Here is a 21,620-nt window from a genome sequence, read left to right as displayed (position 1 = left end):
GTGAACGTCCGGGCCGCCAGACCCGGTTGAGCCTTACCTCTGCATCAGCACAGGATCCAGCCGGTGGCGGTGGAGCGGCCGGAGACGGTCGCGGTGGCGCGGACGCAGCGGTTGAGCGCGTGGACGGTCACCGGTCCGGCCTGCCGGCCCCAGCTCCCGCTGACGACGGCGGCCCGGCCGCCGCGCGGCTGGAGGGTCAGTCTCATGGGGCGCGGGGCGCCGGGCCGCTTGGCGAGGACCAGCGCGCAGGCGTAGTGGCGGGTCCGGTAGAGGCGCAGCTCGCCGGTGGCGAAGGAGACCGTGCGGGCGGGCCGCCCCTGGCAGACGGAGACGGCGTCGGCGGTGCCCGTGCCCGGACCGGCCAGGGTGAGCAGTCCGGCGGCGAAGGCCAGGGCGAGGGCGTACGCGACGGGGTGCACGCGCGCGCGTGCCAGGGCCCGGCGGACGTACGCGCGCGTGCGCGTGGGCGGCCGGACCGCGGTACCTCCGGACATGCCCGCTCCTCCCCCGCTCTCCTTCTGGCCGTACACGCTTACGACGTTCCAGACGCCCGTACGGTTGCCCCCGGGGGGCGGATCACCCGGAGAAGTGGCCCATGACCAGGCCGAGGAAGACCACCTCGGCGGCGATCAGCGTCCACAGGGCGGCCCAGCGGGCGGTGGCGGGCGGGTGCCCGTCGGGGGTGGTGAGCGCCGCGAGCCAGGCGGTGCCGGCGACGGCCAGGGTGACCGCGTAGAGCCAGCCGGGGACGTCACCGCACGTCCCGCGCATGACGCACTCCGAGCCGGTCTCGGAGGAGAGGGCGGCGAGCACGACGAGCAGCGTCGCCGGCAGGAACAGCAGCCCGGCCCAGAGCGCGCCGCGGCGCAGCGCCCGGGCCTCCTGGCCGGGCGGGAAGGCGTCGGCGGAGGAGGGGGTGGACGCGGGGGCGGGTGCGGCGGGCCGGGTCGCGTGGTCGTTCATGACGTCGATCCAACCCCGGCCGCCGCCGCCGGGCATGAGCCCCCGTACTCAGATCGCGGCCGGTTCCTCCTCCTGCTCCGCCTCCGGGTCCGCCTCGCCGATGAAGGTGCGCCACAGGGTCGCGTAGCGGCCGTCGCGGGCGAGGAGTTCGTCGTGGGTGCCGTCCTCGGCGACCCGGCCGTGGTCCATGACGACGACCCGGTCCGCGCGGGCCGCCGTGGTGAGGCGGTGGGCGACGATGAGGGTGGTGCGGCGGCCGGAGAGGCGCTCGGTGGCGGCGTTCACCTGGGCCTCGGTGGCCAGGTCCAGGGCGGCCGTGGCCTCGTCGAGGAGGAGGACGTCCGGGTCGACCAGCTCGGCGCGGGCCAGCGCGATCAGCTGCCGCTGGCCCGCCGAGAGGTTCCGGCCGCGCTCGGCGACCTCGTGGAGGTAGCCGCCGTCCAGGGTGGCGATCATGTCGTGCGCGCCGGCCGCGCGGGCGGCGGCCTCCACCTCGGCGTCGGTGGCGCCGGGCCGTCCGTAGGCGATGGCGTCGCGGACCGTCCCGGCGAAGAGGTACGCCTCCTGGGGAACGACGCCGAGCCGGTGCCGGTACGAGGTGAGGTCGAGGTCCCGGAGGTCGGCGCCGTCCGCGGTGACCCGGCCCGCGGTCGGGTCGTAGAAGCGGGCGACCAGCTTGACCAGCGTCGACTTTCCGGCGCCGGTCTCGCCGACGAAGGCGACGGTCTGCCCGGCGGGGATCCGCAGGTCGATCCCGGCGAGGGCCTCCTCCTCCTTCCCGTACGCGAAGTCCACGGACTCGAAGGCGATCTCGCCGCGCAGCGACAGCACCTCGCGGGGCTCGGCGGCGGCGGCCGTGGAGGTCGGCTCCTGGAGCAGCTCCCGCATGCGGCCGAGCGAGACGGCCGCCTGCTGGTAGCCGTCGAAGACCTGGGAGAGCTGCTGGACGGGGGCGAAGAACAGGTCGATGTAGAGGAGGTAGGCGACGAGGGCGCCGGTGGTGAGGGTGCCGGCCTCGATCCGGTTGGCGCCGACGATCATGACGGCCGCGGCGGCGGCCGAGGAGAGCAGCGTGACGAACGGGAAGTAGACCGAGATCAGCCACTGGCCGCGTACGCGCGCGTCCCGGTAGGCGTCGCCGCGCTCCGCGAACCGCGCCGCGCCCGACCGCTCCCGGCCGAAGGCCTGCACGATCCGCAGCCCGGCGACGGACTCCTGGAGGTCGGCGTTGACGACGCTGATCCGCTCGCGGGCCAGCTCGTACGCCTTCACGCTGGAGCGGCGGAAGTAGTACGTGGCGACCGCGAGGAACGGCAGGGAGGCGAAGACGACCAGGGCCAGCTGGAGGTCGAGGACCAGCAGCGCCGCCATGATCCCGAAGAAGGTGACGACCGAGACGAAGGCGGTGACCAGGCCCGTCTGGAGGAAGGACGACATGGCGTCGACGTCCGTCGTCATCCGGGTCATGATCCGGCCGGTCAGCTCGCGCTCGTAGTAGTCGAGGCCGAGCCGCTGGAGCTGGGAGAAGATCTTCAGGCGGAGCGCGTAGAGCACCCGCTCGCCGGTCCGGCCGGTCATCCGGGTCTCCGCGGTCTGCGCCACCCACTGCACCAGGACGGTGACGAGCGCGAGCGCGGAGGCGGCCCAGACGGCGCCGATGGCGAGCCGGTTCACGCCCTCGTCGATGCCGTGCCGGATGAGGACCGGCAGGAGCAGGCCGGCGCCGGCGTCGAGGGCGACCAGGCCGAGGCTGATCAGGAGGGGCGCGCCGAAGCCGCGCAGCAGCCGGCGGAGCCCGTAGTCGGTCTCCGGCTCCACGGCCCGGGCCTCGTCCACGTCCGGGACGTCGGCGGCGGGCGGCAGGGCGGCGACGGCGGCGAGCAGCTCGGGGGTGGCTCCGGCGGCCTTCGCCTCGCGGTCGGGGGCCTCGTCCCGCACCCACAGGGCGGGGGTGATGCCGCGCTCGGCGTCGAACTCTGCGTCCAGCTCGGCCCGCAGGGCGTCGTCCTCCGCGGGGGCCGCCCCGGCCTTCAGGACGTGGCCGGGCGAGACGCCGCCCAGCTCGTCGGGGTCGGTGAGGAGCCGGCGGTAGAGCGCGGAGCGCTCCTCCAGCTCCTCGTGGGTGCCGAGGTCGGCGAGCCGGCCGCCGTCGAGGACGGCGATCCGGTCGGCGAGGCCGAGGGTGGAGCGGCGGTGCGCGATGAGCAGGGTCGTCCGGCCCGCCATGACGGCCTTGAGGGCCTCGTGGATCTCGTGCTCGACCTTGGCGTCGACGGCGGAGGTGGCGTCGTCGAGGACGAGGAGGCGGGGGTCGGTGAGGATCGCGCGGGCGAGCGCGACGCGCTGGCGCTGGCCGCCGGAGAGGGTGAGGCCGTGCTCGCCGACCCTGGTGGCGTAGCCCTCCGGCAGCTCGGCGATGAAGCTGTCGGCGCGGGCGGCCCGGGCGGCGGCCTCGACCTGCTCGTCGGTGGCGTCGGGGACGCCGTACGCGATGTTGGCGCGGACGGTGTCGGAGAAGAGGAAGGAGTCCTCGGGGACGAGGCCGATCGCGGCCCGCAGCGAGGCCAGGGTCAGCTCGCGGACGTCGTGGCCGCCGACGAGGACGGCGCCCCGGTCGACGTCGTAGAAGCGGGACAGGAGGAGGGAGACGGTCGACTTGCCGGAGCCGGAGGAGCCGACGAGGGCGACGGTCTCGCCGGCCCGCAGCTCCAGCGAGAACCCGTCGAGGACGGGCTTCCCCTCGCCGTAGCCGAAGCTCACGCCGTCGAACTCGACGGTCGCGGGGGCGTCGGCCGGCAGCTCCTTCGTGCCGTCCTCGATGGCCGGCTCGGTGTCGATCAGCTCGACGACCCGCTCCACGCCCGCGCGTGCCTGCTGGCCGACGGTGAGGACCATGGCGAGCATCCGGACCGGGCCGACGAGGGAGGCGAGGTAGGCGGAGAAGGCGACGAAGGTGCCGAGGGTGATCTGCCCCTTGTACGCGAGCCAGCCGCCGAGCGCGAGGACGGCGACCTGGCCGAGGGCGGGGACGGCCTGGAGGGCGGGGGTGTACAGCGAGTTCAGCCGGATCGTCCGCAGCCGCGCGGCGAACAGCTTCCGCCCCGCGTCCCGGATCTTCCCGGTCTCCTGCGCCTCCTGTCCGAAGCCCTTCACGACCCGGACGCCGGTGACGGCGCCGTCGACGACCCCGGCGACCCCGGCCGCCTCCTGCTGGGCGGCCCAGGTGGCCGGGTGCAGGCGGGTACGGCTCCGCTTGGCGATCCACCAGAGGGCGGGGGCGACGGCGAGGGCGACGAGGGTCAGCGGGATCGACAGCCAGGCCATGACGGCCAGCGAGATGAGGAACAGCAGCACGTTCCCGATGGTCATCGGGAGCATGAAGAGCAGGCCCTGGATGAGCTGGAGGTCGCTGGTGGCGCGCCCGACGACCTGCCCGGTGGACAGCTCGTCCTGCCGCCGCCCGTCGAGCCGCAGGATCGTCCCGTACATGTCGTCCCGGAGGTCCCGCTGCACGTCGAGCGCGAGCCGCCCGCCGTAGTAGCGCCGCACGTAGGTCAGCCCGTACACGAGCAGGGCGGCGCCGAGCAGCAGCCCGGTCCACACGCCGAGCGACCGCGTCCCGGCCCCGATCACGTCGTCGATGATCACCTTGGTGACCAGCGGGACCAGCGCCAGCAGCGCCATGCCGGCCAGCGACGACCCCAGCGCCAGCAGGACGTCCGCCTTGTACCGCCAGGCGTACGCCCACAGCCGCCGCGCCCACCCCTCTTGCCGCTGCCGCTCCACCGCCGCCACGTGGCGCCTCCCGTCCGTCCTGGTCTACCGGAAGCCCACAACGCGCCCGACGTGCGATTTCATCCCGCCGCAACAAAGACCGGGCGGAAGTCCTAGGACCGGTTCGGGCGGTGCCGGGCGCGGCGGCCCGGCGGACCGGCGGCTCGGAGGTGCGTCGGCCCGGCGGCTCGGAGGTGCGTCGGCCCGGCGGCCCGGCGGCCCGGAGGCGCGTCGGCTCAGAGGCGCTTCGGCTCAGAGGTGCGTCGGCTCAGAGGCGCTTCGGCTCAGAGGTGCGTCGGCTCGAACATCCTCAGGAGGGCCGGGAGGACGACCACCGAGGGGCCGGGGGTCGCCAGGGCCTTGGCGAGGTCGGCCGTCAGGGACTCGGGGGTGGCGCGGACCGCGGGGACGCCGAAGGACTCGGCGAGGGCCACGAAGTCGGGGCGGGTGAGGTCCGTGCCGGTGGCCTCGCCGTAGGCGTCGGTCATGTACTCGCGGAGGATGCCGTAGCCGCCGTCGTCGACGATCAGCCAGGTGACGTCGGAGCCGTACTGCTTCGCGGTGGCCAGCTCCGCGATCGAGTACATCGCGCCGCCGTCGCCGGAGACCGCGAGGACCGGGGTCGTCGGGTCGGCGGCCGCCGCGCCGAGGGCGGCCGGGAAGGCATAGCCGAGGCCGCCGGCGCCCTGCGCGGAGTGCATGGTGTTGGGGTGGCGGGCGTCGAAGGCGGACCACGCCCAGTAGGCGAGGATCGTCATGTCCCAGAAGCTCGGGGCGCGGGACGGCAGCGCCTCGCGGACGGCCGCGACGACCTGCCGCTCCAGGGTCAGGTCCTGCGCGGCCAGGCGGTCCGCGACCTTGTCCAGGACCGCGCGGACCCGGGCCGGGGCCGTCGCGTCGGTCCGGTCCCCGGCCGTCTCCAGGAGCGCCTGGAGCGCGAGGCGGGCGTCGGCGTGGATGCCGAGCGCCGGGTGGTTGGACTCCAGCTTGCCCGCGTCCGCCTCGATCTGGATCACCCGGCCGCGCGGGGCGAAGGTGTGGTAGTTCGAGGAGAGCTCGCCGAGCCCCGAGCCGACCACGAGGAGGACGTCGGCGTCCTCCAGGAAGTCCGTGGTGTGCCGGTCCTCCAGCCAGGACTGGAGGGAGAGCGGGTGCTTCCACGGGAAGGCGCCCTTGCCGCCGAAGGTCGTGACGACCGGCGCGTCGAGCTTCTCCGCGAGCGCGAGGAGCTTGCCGGAGGCGTCGGAGCGCACGACCCCGCCGCCGGCGATGATCGCGGGGCGCTCGGCCGTCGACAGCAGGTGCGCGGCGAGCGCGGTCAGCTCCGGGCGCGGGACGACGTCCTCGGGGGTCGCGTCCATCGCCGTGACGACGGGGAGCGTCGTCTCCGCGAGGAGCACGTCCTGCGGGATCTCGACCCAGACGGGGCCGTGCGGGGCGGTGAGCGCCGACTCCCAGGCCGCGGCGAGCGCGGACGGGATCTGGGAGTGCGTACGGACCGTGTGGACGGACTTCACGACGTCCCGGAAGCTGGCCTGCTGGTCGCGGAGCTCGTGGAGGTAGCCGTGCCGGCCGCCGCCGAGTCCGGCGGCGGGGATCTGGCTGCCGACGGCGAGGACCGGCGCGGAGGCGGCGGCCGCCTCCTGGAGCGCGGCGAGCGACATCAGGGCGCCGGGGCCGGTGGAGAGGAGGAGGGGGGCGGCCTCTCCGGTGATCCGGCCGTAGGCGTCGGCGGCGAAGCCCGCGTTGTTCTCGACGCGGAGGCCGACGTAGCGGAGGGAGGAGCGGCGCAGGGCGTCGAACATGCCGAGGGCGTGCTGACCGGGGAGGCCGAAGACCGTGGTGGCGCCGAGGCCGGTGAGCGTCTCGATGACGAGGTCGCCGCCGGTCCGCCCCGCCGGCGGGTTCAGGGCGGCCTCCGTCTGCGCGGGCGTCGGGCGCAGGACCAGGTCGTGGTCGTGGGTCATGTTCGGGTTCCCCTGGGCGTCGTGGTCGGTCGTACGCGAGGGGTGCCCGGCCCGGTCGGACCGGGCACCCCCGGGAATTATCGGCTCGCCGCGATCTGGCGGCTCATGATCGTGGTCAGTTCGTACGCCGTGTGGGAGGCGGCGACCGCCGTGATCTCGGCGTGGTCGTAGGCGGGGGCGACCTCCACGACGTCCGCGGAGACGAGGTTGCAGGAGGAGAGGCCGCGGAGGATCTCCAGGAGCTCGCGGGAGGTCATGCCGCCCGCCTCGGGGGTGCCGGTGCCGGGGGCGTGGGCCGGGTCGAGGCAGTCGATGTCGATGGAGATGTACAGGGGGCGGTCGCCGATGCGCTGGCGCAGCTGGTCGGCGACCTCGTCGGCGCCCCGGCGGTAGATGTCCGCGGAGGTGACGATGCCGAAGCCCATCTTCTCGTCGTCCGTCAGGTCCTGCTTGCCGTAGAGCGGGCCGCGGGTGCCGACGTGCGAGAGGGCCTCGGTGTCGAGGATGCCCTCCTCGACGGCGCGGCGGAACGGCGTGCCGTGGGTGTACTCGGCGCCGAAGTAGGTGTCCCAGGTGTCCAGGTGGGCGTCGAAGTGGAGGAGGGCGACCGGGCCGTGCTTCTTGGCGACCGAGCGGAGCAGCGGGAGGGCGATGGTGTGGTCGCCGCCGAGGGTCATCATGCGGGCGCCGGTGCCGAGGAGCTCGTCGGCGGCGGCCTCGATGGTCTCGACGGCCTCGTTGATGTTGAACGGGTTGACGGCGATGTCGCCGCCGTCCGCGACCTGCGCGAGGGCGAACGGGGAGGCGTCCTGCGCCGGGTTGTAGGGGCGCAGGAGGCGGGAGGCCTCACGGATGGCGTTGCCGCCGAAGCGGGCGCCGGGGCGGTAGGAGACGCCGCTGTCGAAGGGGACGCCGACCACGGCGATGTCGGCGGTGCCGACCTCGTCGAGCCGCGGCAGCCGGGCGAACGTCGCGGGACCGGCGTACCGCGGGACGCGGGACGAGTCGATCGGACCGCGCGGGGTGCTCTGGTCGCTGCTCATGGTCGATGCCTCCTGGGCTGTCGTCGGGGTGCGGCTCGACCGTAAGTCGCCCGAAAGCCACATTGAAGTGTACGTTTCCTCCACTGTCAGGGCGGGATGTGTACGAAGGGACCATGCTCGTGACGCACTCGGCGCCCGGCTCCACTCCTCCGGCACCGCCGGTGCCGCTCGCCGCGCTGCTCGCCCGCCGGGAGCTGGGGCTGCGGCTGCTCGCCGGCCCGGACGACGTGGCGCTGCACTGGGTGCACACCTCGGAGATGGAGGATCCGTACCCGTACCTCCTCGGCGGCGAGCTGCTGATGACGGCGGGGGTGCAGCTGCCGGACCCGGCGCGGTTCGTGGAGCGGGTGGTGGAGGCGGGGGCCGCGGCGCTCGGCTTCGGGGTGACGCCGGTGTACGACACGGTGCCGGCGGAGCTGGTGGAGGCCTGTGTCCGGCACGGGCTGCCGCTGATCGAGGTGCCGCCCCGGACGCCGTTCACGGCGGTGGCGCGGGCGCTGTGGCGGCTGATGGCGGAGGCCAGGCTGAACGAGCTGCGCCGGGTCACGGAGGCCCAGCAGTCCCTGGCGACGGCCGCCGCGCGCCCGGCGCCGGTCCCCGCGGTGCTCGGCGCGCTGGCCTCGCGGCTGGGCGGCCGGGCGGTCCTGTACGGGCCGGACGGCTCGGAGTCGGCGGCGGCCGGCCGGGAGCCGGCCCCGGAGGCGGCGCGGGCCCTGGCGGAGCTCGCCGGTGTCGTCGGCCCCCGCCCGGGCGGCCCGGCGTCGGCGAGCGGCGAGGGCGGCGGGCTGAAGCTGGCGGCGTACGCGCTCGGCGGTGGCGACGGGCTCACCCTGGGCGTGGCGACGGAGCGCCGCGACCCCGGCGACCACACGGTCGTGGGCGTGGCGGTGGTGCTCCTCTCGCTGCTGACCGCCCCGCACCGGGCCGCGGACGTGTCGGTACGGGACGGGGCCCTGACCCGGCTGCTGCTCGGCGCCCCGGCCGCGGAGGCGGCCGCCGCCCTCTCCCCCGGTCCGTGGACGGTGGTGCACGCCCGGGGCGGCGACGGGACCCCCTTCGCGGCGGCCACCCTGGCGGCGGCGCTCGGCACGGACCTGGTCGACGCGGGCCCGACGGTGCGGCTCCTGCTGCCGCCGGACGCGCCCGCGACCGCCCAGCCGGGCTGGACCCTCGGCGTCTCCGCCCCCGCCGACGCCGCCGGCCTCCCGGCGGCCGACGCCCAGGCGGGCCGGGCCCTGCGGCGGGCGGAGGCGGCCCGGACGCCCCTGGTCCGCCACCGCGTGAACGGCCTGGCCGGTCTGGTCGACCCGGCCGAGGCCGCCGCCCACGCGCGCGTGCTCCTCGCTCCCCTCGGCGAGGCGCGGGCCGAGACGCTGCGGACCTGGCTGTCCCTGCACGGCAGCTGGGACCGCACGGCGGCCGCCCTCGGCGTCCACCGCAACACGGTCCGCCAGCGGATCGCCCGCTGCGCGGTCCTGCTCGACCGGGACCTGGACGATCCGGACGTGCGGATGGAGCTGTGGTTCGCCCTCAGTAGAGCTTGTTGACGGCGGTCTTCGTCGTGGTGCGGAAGGCGGTCAGGGGGGCGTCGGCGAGGTCGCCCATCTGGCCCCAGCGGACGTAGGTGACGGTCCGGCCGTCGCGGCCCACCGAGAAGAGGTGGATGTCGGTGTTGCCGACCTGCGGGTCGGCGGTGTCCAGGCTGTAGACCCAGGCGCCCTCCTCGACGGCGACCTTGCCGTGGGAGGCGCTGACGGCGTGCAGGCCCGGGTTCTGCCGCTCCAGCAGGGGGCCGCAGCCGGCGAGGGCCTTGCGGAGGGTGTCGACCAGCTTCACGGCGTCGGCCTCGGTGCGGGCGACGGTGGTGATCTGGACGCCGTTGGTGTCGAGCTCGGTGCGGAACTCGCGGTAGCGGGTGTTCTGCGCCGGGATCTTGTACGGGGCGCAGAGGGCGCCGCCGTTCTCCGGGACGCCGGTGAAGACCCGGGTGGCGGTCCACGGCGTCGACGACGCCGGCATCTGGGAGGCGGCGAGGAAGGCGGGCTGGGCGGCGGCCTGCGCCGGGGCCGCGGCGAGGGCGGCGAGGCCCAGGGCGGCAGCGGCGGCGGTGGCGAGCGCGGTACGGAGCTTGCTCATGGTGGTGGATCCCCCGTCGGGTCGTTCGGTCAGTGCTCGACCAGCGTGGCCGCCGGCGCCCGCCGCCTGCAACGGTGACGCGCCCACCCTCCGTCCCGGAACCATTCCACCCCCACTGACGTGCAAGGACGTGAAGGGTGGGACGCAGGGCCGAGGGGGATGGAATGCCGAAGGACGCCGCCGTCGAGGAGTTCGCGCGGCTCGTGCGCGCGCTGAAGGCGCGGGACGGGAGGAGTTACGAGGCGCTGGGCCGGCGCCTGAGCGTCAGCGCGTCCACCCTCCACCGCTACTGCTCCGGCGCGACCGTCCCGGAGGAGTTCGCCGTGGTCGACCGCCTCGCCCTGCTGTGCGGGGCGGACGAGGAGGAGCGGCGCGCCGTGGAGGCGGCCTGGACCCGCGCGGACGGCGCCCGCCGCCCTCCGGCACCGGAGCCGAAGCCGGAGCCCGCGCCGGGCCTGGAGCCGGAGCCCGTGCCCGGCCCGGAATCGAAGCCCGTGCCCGGCCCGGAGGCGGAGCCCGCGCCGGCCCCGGAGGCGGAGCCCGGGTCCGAGCTGGAACCCGTGCACGCGCGCGTGCCGGGCCTCCCGTCCGCGCGGCGGAGGCGCCGGTGGGGGTGGGTGGGCGTGGTCTGCGGGGCGTTGGCGGTCGTGGGGACGGTGACGCTCGGAGCCGTACTCCTGCCCGGGAAGACCCGGGAGCGGGCCGTCGAACCACCGGCGCCGCTGACGTGGACGGTCGCCTCGCACCTCTGGCGGAACGGCTGCGGGCACACCTATCTCGCGGAGCGGACGCCCGCTCCCCCGCCGGAGCCCGCCGACGCGCGGCGGTGGGCGGTGGCGCAGGGGGCGGTGCACGGCGGGGAGACGCTGGTGCGGGTGTCGGTGCAGGGGAAGGGGGCCGCGGCGGTGGTGCTGCAGGGGCTGCACGTGCGGGTGGTGGAGCGGGGGACGCCGCTGCCGTGGGCGGCGTACCGGATGGACGACGGGTGCGGCGGGGCGGTGACGCCCCGGCGCTTCACGGTGGATCTGGACCGGCCGCGCCCGGTTGCCCGGCCGCTGGACGGGTACGACGCCTCCGGGACGGAGGGGCGGACGCTCCCCGCCGTCTCCTTCCCGTACGCCGTCACCGCCGCCGGCCCGGAGGAGCTGCTGGTCTCGGCGCGGACGGCGGGGTGCGACTGCCGCTGGTACCTGGAGCTGGAGTGGAGCGCGGAGGGGAGGAGCGGCACGGTGCGGATCGGGGACGAGGACGGGCGGCCCTTCCGGACGAGCGGGGTGCGGGGAGGGCCCGTCCACGGGTACGACTCCGCGGGTCGGACCTGGATCACAGTCGAGGAGTCTGGACAGGGCGGGTGACCGCTGGGTAACTTCGAACCCGACAGACTGAGCAAGCGCTTAGACAACTGGGCTCGCACACCGGAGGAGTCACACCGTGCGCCGTACCGTATTCGACGAGGACCACGAGGCGTTCCGGGAGACCATCCGGGCCTTCATCGAGGCCGAGGTCGTTCCCGTCTACGACGAGTGGTTCGCGGCCGGCCAGGCGCCGCGCGACTTCTACTACAAGCTCGGCGAGCTGGGCGTCTTCGGCATCAACGTGCCGGAGGAGTTCGGCGGCGCCGGTCTCGACACCCACAAGTTCGAGGCCGTCCTCTACGAGGAGACCTCCCGCGCGGGCGTCGCCTTCGGCGGCTCCGGCGTGCACGTGCTGCTGGCCCTGCCGTACATCAAGATGCTCGCCACCGGCGACCAGAAGAAGCGCTACCTGCCGAAGTTCGTCACCGGCGAGGAGATGTGGGCCCTCGCGATGACCGAGCCGGGCACCGGCTCCGACGTCGCGGGCATGAAGACCACCGCCAAGCTCTCCGAGGACGGCACCCACTACGTCCTCAACGGCGCCAAGACCTTCATCACCGGCGGCGTCCACGCCGACCGCGTGATCGTCTGCGCCCGCACCTCCGCCCCGACGGCCGAGGACCGCCGCTTCGGCATCTCCCTCTTCGCCGTCGACACCAAGTCCGAGGGCTACTCCATCGGCCGCAAGCTCGACAAGCTCGGCCTGCGCACCTCCGACACCGCCGAGCTCGCCTTCGTCGACGTCAAGGTCCCGGTCGAGGACCTGCTCGGCGAGGAGGGCAAGGGCTTCTCCTACCTCGGCCACAACCTCGCCTCCGAGCGCTGGGGCATCGCCTTCGGCGCCTACGCCCAGGCCAAGGCCGCCGTCCGCTTCGCCCAGCAGTACGTCACGGACCGCACGGTCTTCGGCCAGCCGGTCGCCTCCTTCCAGAACACCAAGTTCGAGCTGGCCGCCTGCCAGGCCGAGGTCGACGCCGCCGAGGCCGTCGCCGACCGCGCCCTGGAGGCCCTGGACGCGCACGAGCTGACCCCGGCCGAGGCCGCCTCCGCCAAGCTCTTCTGCACCGAGGTCGCGCACCGCGTCATCGACCGCTGCCTCCAGCTGCACGGCGGCTACGGCTACATGAACGAGTACCCGATCGCCCGCCTGTACGCCGACAACCGCGTCAACCGCATCTACGGCGGCACCAGCGAGATCATGAAGTCGATCATCGCCAAGTCGATGGGCCTGTAAGTGCCCGAAGCGCACTCGGCACTGGATGACCTGCTCGCCCTGCTCGACCTGGAGCGGATCGAGCAGGACATCTTCCGGGGACAGTCCCGGTCCGCGATCGTCCCCCGCGTCTTCGGCGGCCAGGTGGCCGCCCAGGCGCTGGTGGCCGCGGGCCGGACGGTCCCCGGCGACCGTCTCGCCCACTCCCTGCACGCCTACTTCCTCGTGCCGGGAGACCCGGGGGCGCCGATCGTCTACGAGGTCGACCGGATCCGGGACGGCCGCTCCTTCACCACCCGCCGGGTGGTGGCCATCCAGCACGGGCAGCCGATCTTCCACCTCTCCGCGTCCTTCCAGTCGTACGAGGAAGGGCTCGACCACCAGGCGGAGATGCCGGCCGCGCCCGACCCGGAGTCGCTGCCGACCGCCGAGGAGATGCTCCCCCGGCACCTGCCCGAGAGCGTCGCCCGCCGGCTCGTCGAGGCCCGCGCGGCGGTCGACCTGCGGTACGGCGAGACCCCGCCGTGGGGCTCCGTCGGCGAACCGCGCGAACCGCGCTCGCAGGTGTGGTTCCGCACCAACGGCAAGCTCGCGGACGACCCTCTGCTGCACGTCGTGCTCGCCACGTACGTCTCCGACATGACGCTGCTCGACTCGGTGCTGCTCGCCCACGGGCGGGGCGGCTGGGCCGTCGGGGACGTGGTCGGCGCCTCGCTCGACCACGCCATGTGGTTCCACCGGCCGTTCCGGGCCGACGAATGGCTCCTCTACGACCAGGAGTCGCCGTCCTCCTCCGGCGGACGCGGCCTCGGCCAGGCCAGGATCTGGACCCGGGACGGGCGCCTGGCGATCTCCGTCATCCAGGAGGGTGTCGTTCGCGTCCCGCGCCGATGACCGGACATACCGTCCGATTCATGGCGGAGAACGGCGGGAACGGCGGCAACGGCGAGAGCACCTTCACGGTGATCGTGGCGGCGGGCGCGAACCTCGGGATCGCGGTCGCCAAGGCCGTCGCGGGCGTCATCAGCGGATCGAGCGCGATGCTGTCGGAGGCCGCCCACTCGGTCGCCGACACGGTCACCGAGGTCATGCTGCTCACCGCGCTCAAGCGGAGCGAGAAGCCCGCCGACGAGGACCATCCGGTCGGATACGCGGGCGAGCGGTACGTGTGGGCGATGCTCGCCGCCGTCGCCACCTTCGTCGGCGGCGCGGTCTTCTCGGTCTACGACGGCATCCACACCCTCACCCACGGCGAGGAGCTCGGCGACCCGCTCGTCTCGTACGTCGTGCTCGCCGTCTCCTTCCTCCTGGAGGCCTTCTCCCTGCGGACCGGCGTCAAGCAGGTCAAGGCGGAGGCGGAACGGATGCGGGCGCCGTTCGCGCAGTACCTGCGGCTCACGCCCGACACCACCGTCAAGGCCGTGGTGTTCGAGGACTCGGCCGCCCTCGCCGGCCTGATGCTCGCCGCCGGCGGCCTCCTCGGCGGCCAGATCACCGGCTCCGGCGTCTGGGACGGCGTCGCCTCGATCCTCATCGGCTGCCTGCTCGTGTACGTCGCCTGGGTCCTCGGCCACGCCAACGCCCAGCTCCTCATCGGCCGCCCGCTGCCCCGCCCCATGCGGGCGGAGGTGCGGGAGGAGCTGCTCGGCGTCGCGCACGTGGTGGACGTCCTGGACCTGATCACCCTGATCCAGGGGCCTGGCGAGGTCCTGATCGCCGCGAAGGTCGACTTCCGGGACGTGGTGACGGCGGCGGAGGTGGAGCGGGCCTGCGAACAGGCGGAGGCGCGCCTGCGCGCCCGCTTCCCCTCGGTGCGGCGGGTCTACCTGGACCCGACCCCGGGCCCGTCGTCCTAGCCGAGCAGTCCGGCGGCGTTCAGCAGGTAGGCGGTCAGCGGCTCGTAGAAGCGCGGGTCCACGACGTGGTCGTCGAGCGGGACGGTCACCTTCATCGTGCCCTCGGCCTCGGCGAGGAAGAGCGCGGGGTCGTTGCAGTCCGCGTAGCCGACGGAGTCGATGCCGCGCTGCGCGGCGCGGCCGGCCCAGCCGTGGTCGGCGACGACGAGGTCCGGCGCGGCCTCGCCGAGCAGGGCGAGGCCGTCGAGGATCGCGTTCATCGGCTCCGGCGAGTGGGTGTGCCAGAGGCTGGCGCCGCGTTCGAACACGGCGACGTCCGCGAACTGCACGACGTACCCCTCGTCGGCGACCAGCCCGCCCGGGATCCGCACGATGTCGCAGCCCTGCGCGCGGAGCGCGGCGGCGACGCGGCTGTGCGCGTCGATCAGCGCGCCGGGGTGCCCGGTCGCGAACAGCACGCGCTGCCGGGCGGCGGCGGCCTCCTTCAGCCGGACGGCCATCCGGTCCAGGGCGTCGACGGTCAGCTCGGGGTCGATGGTGTCCTGCCCGGCCCGGTGCGCCGGGTCGTCGACGACGCCGCACCGCTCGGCCATCACGGCCAGCACGTCCTGCTCGTCCGTCCACCGGTTCCCGAGCTCGATCCCGAGCCAGTAGTGCCGGTCGCCGTTGGCGAGCTTGCGGTAGTGGTCCAGGTTGTTCTCGCGGGGCGTGGCCACGTCTCCCGCGATGCGGCTGCGGAGAAGGTGCTCGACGAGGGCGTCACGACTGAGTATCGGCATGCCCGCCATTCTGCCGCTCCCGCGGCCCGCGTCGAGGCTCCCGCCGCCCCTTGGGCACGCGTCCCGCCGCGGCGGGACGCGTGCCCACGACGGAACGGCGGGGCCGCTACCGCGGCAGGGCGGAGAGGGCGCCGTGGGCGAGGGTCCTCAGGAGGTGCTCCAGGGCGGGGCGGCTCAGGGGGGTGCCCAGGTGGGGGGTGGAGTTCAGGAGGCCGAAGACCGCGTGGACCGCGACCCGCACCTCCGGCTCCCCCGCCGCGGGGTGCAGCGCGCGCACCACGTCCACCCACAGTTCGACGTACTGCCGCTGGAGCTGCCGCACGCGCTTGCGGTCCTCGTCCTTGAGGCGGTCGAGTTCGCGGTCGTGGAGGGTGATGAGGGGGCGGTCGTCGAGGGCGAAGTCGATGTGGCCGTCGATGAGGGAGGCGAGGAGCGCCGCCGGATCGTCGGGCGACTCGGCGGTCCGCAGTCGCCCGCCCGCCAGGAGCCGCTCGCTGATGCCGACCAGCAGCTCCGCGAGCATCGCGTCCTTGCCGGGGAAGTGCCGGTAGAGGCCGGGGCCGCTGATGCCGACCGCGGCTCCTATCTCGTCGACGCCCACCCCGTGGAACCCGCGCGCGGCGAAGAGGCGGGCGGCCTCCTTGAGGATCTGCTCGCGGCGGGTCGGCGCGTCCATCCGCGTCGGGCTCGTGGTCATGCCCTCCATCCTAGACAATGCGGTTAGCGGTCGTTAACCTGAACCCCGTACGTTAACGCTCATTAACCGAACAAGGGAGATCGGTCGATGCAGCAGGCACCTGTGCTGTCGAGCGCGGCGGATCCCGCCTCGGCGGCCTGGCGGGCCAACGAGGCGGCGCACCAGGAGCTCTCCGAGACGCTCCGCGCCAAGCTGGCCGAGGCCGCGCTCGGAGGCGGTGAGAAGTCCCGCGCCCGGCACACCGCGCGCGGGAAGCTGCTGCCGCGCGACCGGGTGGACACCCTCCTGGACCCGGGCTCGCCGTTCCTGGAGCTGGCGCCGCTCGCGGCGAACGGCATGTACGGCGACCAGGCCCCGGCCGCCGGCGTGATCGCGGGCGTCGGCCGGGTCAGCGGCCGCGAGTGCGTGATCGTCGCCAACGACGCGACGGTCAAGGGCGGCACCTACTACCCGATGACGGTGAAGAAGCACCTGCGGGCCCAGGAGGTGGCGCTCGACAACCGCCTCCCCTGCCTCTACCTCGTCGACTCCGGCGGCGCCTTCCTGCCGATGCAGGACGAGGTCTTCCCGGACCGCGAGCACTTCGGCCGCATCTTCTACAACCAGGCCCGCATGTCCGGCGCCGGCATCCCGCAGATCGCGGCCGTCATGGGCTCCTGCACGGCCGGCGGCGCGTACGTCCCGGCGATGAGCGACGAGGCGGTGATCGTCCGGAACCAGGGGACGATCTTCCTCGGCGGCCCGCCGCTGGTGAAGGCGGCGACCGGCGAGGTCGTCACGGCGGAGGAGCTGGGCGGCGGCGAGGTCCACTCGCGGATCTCCGGCGTCACCGACCACCTCGCGGAGGACGACGCCCACGCGCTGCGGATCGTCCGGAACATCGTGGCGACCCTCCCCGAGCGGGGCCCGCTGCCGTGGAAGGTCGAGCCGACCGAGGAGCCGAAGGTCGACCCGTACGGGCTGTACGGCGCCGTCCCGGTCGACTCCCGCACGCCGTACGACGTGCGCGAGGTGATCGCCCGGGTGGTGGACGGCTCCCGCTTCCAGGAGTTCAAGTCCGAGTACGGCCAGACCCTGGTCACCGGCTTCGCCCGGATCCACGGCCACCCGGTCGGCATCGTCGCCAACAACGGCATCCTGTTCGCCGAGTCCGCCCAGAAGGGCGCGCACTTCATCGAGCTGTGCGACCAGCGCGGGATCCCGCTCGTCTTCCTCCAGAACATCACCGGCTTCATGGTCGGCAAGGCGTACGAGCACGGCGGCATCGCCAAGCACGGCGCCAAGATGGTCACCGCCGTCGCCACCACGCGCGTGCCGAAGCTGACGGTCGTCGTCGGCGGCTCCTTCGGCGCCGGCAACTACTCGATGTGCGGCCGGGCCTACTCCCCCCGCTTCCTGTGGATGTGGCCGAACGCCAAGATCTCCGTCATGGGCGGCGAGCAGGCCGCCTCGGTCCTCGCCACGGTCAAGCGCGACCAGCTCGGGGACGCCTGGAGCGCCGGGGAGGAAGAGGCCTTCAAGGCGCCGATCCGCGAGCAGTACGAGACGCAGGGCAGCGCCTACTACGCGACCGCCCGCCTCTGGGACGACGGCGTGATCGACCCGCTGGAGACCCGGCAGGTGCTGGGTCTCGCGCTGACCGCCTGTGCCAACGCGCCCCTGGGTGACCCCCAGTTCGGCGTCTTCCGGATGTGAGGACCCTGACGATGCAGCAGATGTTCGACACCGTCCTCGTCGCCAACCGGGGCGAGATCGCGGTCCGCGTCATCCGCACCCTGCGGGCGCTCGGCGTCCGCTCGGTGGCGGTGTACAGCGACGCCGACGCCGACGCCCGGCACGTGCGGGAGGCCGACACGGCGGTACGGATCGGGCCCCCCGCGGCCTCGGAGTCGTACCTCTCCGTCCCCGCCCTGCTGGACGCCGCCCGCCGCACCGGCGCGCAGGCCGTCCACCCGGGCTACGGCTTCCTCGCGGAGAACGCGGCCTTCGCACGCGCCTGCGCGGAGGCGGGCCTCGTCTTCATCGGGCCCTCCGCCGAGGCCATCGCCCTCATGGGCGACAAGATCCGGGCCAAGGAGACCGTGAAGGCGGCCGGCGTGCCGGTCGTGCCCGGCGCCGCCGACCCGGAGATCGCCTCCGCCGCGCGGGAGCTGGGCGCGCCCGTCCTGCTGAAGCCCAGCGCGGGCGGCGGCGGCAAGGGCATGCGCCTGGTGCGGGACCTGACGGTGCTGGAAGAGGAGATCGCGGCGGCCCGCCGGGAGGCGCGGGCCTCCTTCGGCGACGACACGCTCCTGGTGGAGCGGTGGATCGACCGGCCCCGGCACATCGAGATCCAGGTCCTGGCGGACACGCACGGGAACGTGGTGCACCTCGGCGAGCGCGAGTGCTCGCTCCAGCGCCGCCACCAGAAGATCATCGAGGAGGCGCCGAGCGTCCTCCTCGACGAGGCGACCCGGGCGGCGATGGGCGCGGCGGCCGTGGAGGCGGCCCGGTCCTGCGGCTATGTCGGCGCGGGCACGGTCGAGTTCATCGTCCCGGGCGGGGACCCGTCCGCGTACTACTTCATGGAGATGAACACCCGTCTCCAGGTCGAGCACCCGGTCACGGAGCTGATCACCGGCCTCGACCTGGTCGAGTGGCAGCTGCGGGTGGCGGCCGGCGAGCCGCTCTCCTTCGGCCAGGACGACGTCCGGCTCGACGGCTGGGCGGTCGAGGCGCGGATCTGCGCCGAGGACCCGGCGCGCGGCTTCCTGCCGTCCGGCGGCACGGTCCTGGCGCTGCACGAGCCGGCGGGCGACGGGGTGCGCACCGACTCCGGCCTCCTCGAAGGCTCCGAGGTCTCGTCCCTCTACGACCCGATGCTGTCGAAGGTCATCGTCCACGCGAAGGACCGCCCGACGGCCCTGCGCAAGCTCCGCGCGGCCCTGGCGGAGCTCACGACCCTCGGCGTCCCGACCAACGCGGGCTTCCTGCGGAGGCTCCTCGCCCACCCGGACGTGGTGTCGGGCGCGATGGACACGGGCCTGGTCGAGCGGGACGCGGAGTCCCTGGTCCCGGACGGCCTCCCCGACGAGGTGTACGCGGCCGCCGCCGCCGTCCGGCGGGCGGAGCTGGCGCCGGAGCCCCGGGACGGCTGGACGGACCCGTTCGACGTGCCGAGCGGCTGGCGTCTCGGCGGCACGCCGAAGCCGCTCGTCTTCCCCCTCCGGGCGGCGGGACTCGAACCCGTCACGGTCGCGGCGCCCGGCGGCGCGCGCGTGACGGACCGTTCGGTCACCGTCACCGTCGACGGCGTCACCCACACCTTCCGCCGGGCCGGCGCCTGGCTGGGCCGGGACGGGGACTCCTGGCACGTCATGGACCACGACCCGGTGGCCGCCGCGCTCTCCGGCGCGCGGCACGGCGGGGCGGACACGCTCGCCGCGCCGATGCCGGGCACCGTCACCGTCGTGAAGGTGGCGGTCGGGGACGAGGTGGAGGCCGGGCAGAGCCTGCTCGTCGTCGAGGCCATGAAGATGGAGCACGTCATCTCGGCCCCGCATGCCGGCACCGTCACCGAGCTGGACGTCACGCCCGGCACGACCGTCGCCATGGACCAGGTCCTGGCCGTCGTCACCCCCCGCGAGGAGGCAGCGGAATGACCCCTCCCACGCCCCTGCCGATGACCGTCCCCGACCCGTCCCTGCCCTCCCGGGTCCGGATCCACGAGGTGGGGCCCCGGGACGGGCTGCAGAACGAGAAGACGGCCGTCCCGACCGGGGTGAAGGCGGAGTTCGTCCGGCGGCTCGCCGCCGCCGGGCTCTCCACCGTCGAGGCGACCAGCTTCGTGCACCCGAAGTGGGTGCCCCAACTGGCCGACGCCGAGGAGCTGTTCCCGCTCGTCCGGGAGCTTCCCGTCCGCCTCCCGGTCCTCGTGCCGAACGAGCGCGGCCTCGACCGGGCGCTCGCGCTCGGCGCCCGCGAGGTCGCCGTCTTCGCCTCCGCCACCGAGTCCTTCGCCAAGGCCAACCTCAACCGGACGGTCGACGAGGCGCTCGCCATGTTCGAGCCGGTCGTCATCCGGGCCATAGAGGCGGGCCTGAAGGTCCGCGGCTATCTGTCGATGTGCTTCGGCGACCCGTGGGAGGGCGCCGTCCCGGTCGAGCAGACTGTCCGCGTCACCAAGGCGCTCGCCGAGATGGGCTGCGACGAGCTGAGCCTCGGCGACACCATCGGCGTCGCCACCCCGGGCCACGTCGGCGCCCTGCTGACCGGCCTGACCGAGGTCGGCGTGCCGGTCTCCCGGATCGCCGTGCACTTCCACGACACCTACGGGCAGGCCCTGTCGAACACGCTGGCCGCGCTGCGGCACGGCGTGACGACCGTGGACGCCTCCGCGGGCGGCCTCGGCGGCTGCCCGTACGCCAAGTCCGCCACCGGCAACCTCGCCACCGAGGACCTGGTGTGGATGCTCGACGGCCTCGGCATCGAGACCGGGGTCGACCTGGCCGCCCTCACCGCCACGAGCGTGTGGATGGCCGAACAGCTGGGCCGCCCGAGCCCGTCCCGTACCGTCCGCGCCCTCTCCCACAAGGAGTGACGAAAGACATGTCCCTCGACCACCGGCTCTCCGACGAGCACGAGGAACTGCGCCGCACCGTCGAGCAGTTCGCCCACGACGTGGTGGCGCCGAAGATCGGCGACTACTACGAGCGGCACGAGTTCCCGTACGAGATCGTCGCCGAGATGGGCCGCATGGGCCTCTTCGGCCTGCCGTTCCCGGAGGAGTACGGCGGCATGGGCGGCGACTACCTCGCCCTCGGCATCGCCCTGGAGGAACTGGCCCGGGTCGACTCCTCCGTCGCCATCACCCTGGAGGCGGGCGTCTCGCTGGGCGCCATGCCGCTCCACCTCTTCGGCACCGAGGAGCAGAAGCGCGCCTGGCTGCCGAAGCTCTGCGCCGGCGAGATGCTCGGCGCCTTCGGCCTGACCGAGCCGGGCGCGGGCTCGGACGCGGGCGGCACCCGCACGACGGCGGTCCGCGACGGCGACCACTGGGTCATCAACGGCTCGAAGTGCTTCATCACCAACTCCGGGACGGACATCACCGGTCTGGTGACGGTCACGGCGGTCACCGGCCGCAAGCCCGACGGCCGCCCGCTGATCTCCTCGATCATCGTCCCGTCCGGCACCCCCGGCTTCACCGTGGCCGCCCCCTACTCCAAGGTGGGCTGGAACGCGTCGGACACCCGCGAGCTCTCCTTCGACGACGTCCGCGTGCCGGTGGAGAACCTCCTGGGCGAGGAGGGCCGCGGCTACGCCCAGTTCCTCCGCATCCTCGACGAGGGCCGCGTCGCCATCGCCGCGCTGGCCACGGGCCTCGCGCAGGGCTGTGTCGACGAGTCGGTGAAGTACGCGAAGGAACGTCACGCCTTCGGCCGCCCGATCGGCGACAACCAGGCCATCCAGTTCAAGATCGCCGACATGGAGACGCGGGCCCACATGGCCCGCATCGGCTGGCGCGACGCCGCCTCCCGCCTGGTCCTGGGCGAGCCCTTCAAGAAGGAGGCGGCCATCGCCAAGCTGTACTCCTCCACGGTCGCCGTCGACAACGCCCGCGAGGCCACCCAGATCCACGGCGGCTACGGCTTCATGAACGAGTACCCGGTGGCCCGCATGTGGCGCGACTCCAAGATCCTGGAGATCGGCGAGGGCACCAGCGAGGTCCAGCGCATGCTGATCGCCCGCGAACTGGGCTTCGCCTCCTAGTGACCTGAGTCGGAGATTCGTCGTTAGTTGGGCATGAGTCGTCCGGGTCCGAAGATTCCGCCGTTGTCTGTCACTGATGCCCAGAGGGC

At 74.0% G+C, this 21,620-nt stretch carries 17 protein-coding genes; 9 read left to right on the top strand and 8 right to left on the bottom strand.

Annotated elements, in window-relative coordinates:
- Window positions 1–44 precede the first annotated feature (44 nt).
- The 5 genes from ACFQ8C_RS16685 to speB form a co-directional block, all read right to left on the bottom strand.
- Entirely contained in the window at window positions 45–494 is a 450-nt protein-coding gene (locus tag ACFQ8C_RS16685) for a hypothetical protein (RefSeq protein ID WP_383457528.1), read from the bottom strand.
- A gap of 82 nt (window positions 495–576) precedes the next feature.
- A complete protein-coding gene (locus tag ACFQ8C_RS16680) occupies window positions 577–963 on the bottom strand; it encodes a hypothetical protein (protein WP_383457527.1) in 387 nt (128 codons plus the stop codon).
- Between the two features lie 48 nt (window positions 964–1,011).
- Entirely contained in the window at window positions 1,012–4,749 is a 3,738-nt protein-coding gene (locus tag ACFQ8C_RS16675; protein ID WP_383457593.1) for an ABC transporter ATP-binding protein, read from the bottom strand.
- A gap of 272 nt (window positions 4,750–5,021) precedes the next feature.
- Window positions 5,022–6,704, bottom strand: a complete 1,683-nt coding sequence (locus tag ACFQ8C_RS16670; RefSeq protein ID WP_383457524.1) for a thiamine pyrophosphate-binding protein — start codon at window positions 6,702–6,704, stop codon at window positions 5,022–5,024.
- A gap of 77 nt (window positions 6,705–6,781) precedes the next feature.
- Window positions 6,782–7,747, bottom strand: a complete 966-nt coding sequence (speB, locus tag ACFQ8C_RS16665; RefSeq protein WP_360603271.1) for an agmatinase — start codon at window positions 7,745–7,747, stop codon at window positions 6,782–6,784.
- 113 nt (window positions 7,748–7,860) lie between these two features.
- Between speB and ACFQ8C_RS16660 the strand changes: the two genes are divergently transcribed.
- Window positions 7,861–9,294, top strand: a complete 1,434-nt coding sequence (locus tag ACFQ8C_RS16660; RefSeq protein WP_383457520.1) for a PucR family transcriptional regulator ligand-binding domain-containing protein — start codon at window positions 7,861–7,863, stop codon at window positions 9,292–9,294.
- Here ACFQ8C_RS16660 and ACFQ8C_RS16655 read toward each other — a convergent pair.
- The gene (locus tag ACFQ8C_RS16655) at window positions 9,278–9,883 is read right to left on the bottom strand and encodes a hypothetical protein (RefSeq protein WP_383457518.1); all 606 of its coding nucleotides are present in this window, start codon (window positions 9,881–9,883) and stop codon (window positions 9,278–9,280) included. The two genes, ACFQ8C_RS16660 and ACFQ8C_RS16655, sit on opposite strands and share 17 nt — an antisense overlap.
- A 164-nt stretch (window positions 9,884–10,047) precedes the next feature.
- Here ACFQ8C_RS16655 and ACFQ8C_RS16650 point away from each other — a divergent pair, with 164 nt between their 5' ends.
- From ACFQ8C_RS16650 to ACFQ8C_RS16635, 4 genes are all read left to right on the top strand, one after another.
- Window positions 10,048–11,238: a helix-turn-helix domain-containing protein gene (locus ACFQ8C_RS16650; protein ID WP_383457515.1), complete on the top strand. Its 1,191-nt coding sequence runs from the start codon at window positions 10,048–10,050 to the stop codon at window positions 11,236–11,238.
- Between the two features lie 76 nt (window positions 11,239–11,314).
- Window positions 11,315–12,472, top strand: a complete 1,158-nt coding sequence (locus ACFQ8C_RS16645) for an acyl-CoA dehydrogenase family protein (RefSeq protein ID WP_383457512.1) — start codon at window positions 11,315–11,317, stop codon at window positions 12,470–12,472.
- Window positions 12,473–13,345: an acyl-CoA thioesterase gene (locus ACFQ8C_RS16640; RefSeq protein WP_383457510.1), complete on the top strand. Its 873-nt coding sequence runs from the start codon at window positions 12,473–12,475 to the stop codon at window positions 13,343–13,345.
- Window positions 13,346–13,365: 20 nt separating this feature from the next.
- On the top strand, window positions 13,366–14,307 hold the full coding sequence (locus ACFQ8C_RS16635) for a cation diffusion facilitator family transporter (RefSeq protein ID WP_383457507.1): 942 nt from the start codon (window positions 13,366–13,368) through the stop codon (window positions 14,305–14,307).
- Here the strand turns inward: ACFQ8C_RS16635 and ACFQ8C_RS16630 are convergent.
- Both ACFQ8C_RS16630 and ACFQ8C_RS16625 read right to left on the bottom strand, forming a co-directional pair.
- Window positions 14,304–15,086, bottom strand: coding sequence for a phosphatase (locus ACFQ8C_RS16630; RefSeq protein ID WP_383457504.1), 783 nt, complete (start codon window positions 15,084–15,086; stop codon window positions 14,304–14,306). The two genes, ACFQ8C_RS16635 and ACFQ8C_RS16630, sit on opposite strands and share 4 nt — an antisense overlap.
- A gap of 106 nt (window positions 15,087–15,192) precedes the next feature.
- On the bottom strand, window positions 15,193–15,783 hold the full coding sequence (locus ACFQ8C_RS16625) for a TetR/AcrR family transcriptional regulator (protein ID WP_383457502.1): 591 nt from the start codon (window positions 15,781–15,783) through the stop codon (window positions 15,193–15,195).
- Window positions 15,784–15,870: 87 nt separating this feature from the next.
- Here ACFQ8C_RS16625 and ACFQ8C_RS16620 point away from each other — a divergent pair, with 87 nt between their 5' ends.
- From ACFQ8C_RS16620 to ACFQ8C_RS16605, 4 genes are read left to right on the top strand one after another with little or no spacing between them, the layout of a single operon-like run.
- Window positions 15,871–17,478, top strand: coding sequence for a carboxyl transferase domain-containing protein (locus tag ACFQ8C_RS16620; protein ID WP_383457499.1), 1,608 nt, complete (start codon window positions 15,871–15,873; stop codon window positions 17,476–17,478).
- A gap of 20 nt (window positions 17,479–17,498) precedes the next feature.
- The gene (locus ACFQ8C_RS16615) at window positions 17,499–19,424 is read left to right on the top strand and encodes a biotin carboxylase N-terminal domain-containing protein (protein ID WP_383457590.1); all 1,926 of its coding nucleotides are present in this window, start codon (window positions 17,499–17,501) and stop codon (window positions 19,422–19,424) included.
- Window positions 19,421–20,362, top strand: coding sequence for a hydroxymethylglutaryl-CoA lyase (locus ACFQ8C_RS16610; RefSeq protein WP_383457496.1), 942 nt, complete (start codon window positions 19,421–19,423; stop codon window positions 20,360–20,362). The genes ACFQ8C_RS16615 and ACFQ8C_RS16610 overlap by 4 nt, the downstream gene beginning before the upstream one ends.
- A gap of 8 nt (window positions 20,363–20,370) precedes the next feature.
- Entirely contained in the window at window positions 20,371–21,531 is a 1,161-nt protein-coding gene (locus ACFQ8C_RS16605; RefSeq protein WP_383457492.1) for an acyl-CoA dehydrogenase family protein, read from the top strand.
- Window positions 21,532–21,620 lie beyond the last annotated feature (89 nt).

The sequence above is a fragment of the Streptomyces sp. NPDC056503 genome (assembly GCF_042794995.1).
Classification (GTDB): Bacteria; Actinomycetota; Actinomycetes; order Streptomycetales; family Streptomycetaceae; genus Streptomyces.
Note: the sequence above shows the minus strand (reverse complement) of the source record. Positions and strands in the feature narration are given on the sequence as shown.

Excerpts from the sequence above, each read along its gene's own strand:
- ACFQ8C_RS16685 (WP_383457528.1), bottom strand. The coding sequence starts at position 494 with ATGTCCGGAGGTACCGCGGTCCGGCCGCCCACGCGCACGCGCGCGTAC.
- ACFQ8C_RS16680 (WP_383457527.1), bottom strand. The coding sequence starts at position 963 with ATGAACGACCACGCGACCCGGCCCGCCGCACCCGCCCCCGCGTCCACC.
- ACFQ8C_RS16670 (WP_383457524.1), bottom strand. The coding sequence starts at position 6,704 with ATGACCCACGACCACGACCTGGTCCTGCGCCCGACGCCCGCGCAGACG.
- speB (WP_360603271.1), bottom strand. The coding sequence starts at position 7,747 with ATGAGCAGCGACCAGAGCACCCCGCGCGGTCCGATCGACTCGTCCCGC.
- ACFQ8C_RS16660 (WP_383457520.1), top strand. The coding sequence starts at position 7,861 with ATGCTCGTGACGCACTCGGCGCCCGGCTCCACTCCTCCGGCACCGCCG.
- ACFQ8C_RS16655 (WP_383457518.1), bottom strand. The coding sequence starts at position 9,883 with ATGAGCAAGCTCCGTACCGCGCTCGCCACCGCCGCCGCTGCCGCCCTG.
- ACFQ8C_RS16650 (WP_383457515.1), top strand. The coding sequence starts at position 10,048 with ATGCCGAAGGACGCCGCCGTCGAGGAGTTCGCGCGGCTCGTGCGCGCG.
- ACFQ8C_RS16635 (WP_383457507.1), top strand. The coding sequence starts at position 13,366 with ATGGCGGAGAACGGCGGGAACGGCGGCAACGGCGAGAGCACCTTCACG.
- ACFQ8C_RS16630 (WP_383457504.1), bottom strand. The coding sequence starts at position 15,086 with ATGCCGATACTCAGTCGTGACGCCCTCGTCGAGCACCTTCTCCGCAGC.
- ACFQ8C_RS16625 (WP_383457502.1), bottom strand. The coding sequence starts at position 15,783 with ATGACCACGAGCCCGACGCGGATGGACGCGCCGACCCGCCGCGAGCAG.
- ACFQ8C_RS16620 (WP_383457499.1), top strand. The coding sequence starts at position 15,871 with ATGCAGCAGGCACCTGTGCTGTCGAGCGCGGCGGATCCCGCCTCGGCG.
- ACFQ8C_RS16615 (WP_383457590.1), top strand. The coding sequence starts at position 17,499 with ATGTTCGACACCGTCCTCGTCGCCAACCGGGGCGAGATCGCGGTCCGC.
- ACFQ8C_RS16610 (WP_383457496.1), top strand. The coding sequence starts at position 19,421 with ATGACCCCTCCCACGCCCCTGCCGATGACCGTCCCCGACCCGTCCCTG.
- ACFQ8C_RS16605 (WP_383457492.1), top strand. The coding sequence starts at position 20,371 with ATGTCCCTCGACCACCGGCTCTCCGACGAGCACGAGGAACTGCGCCGC.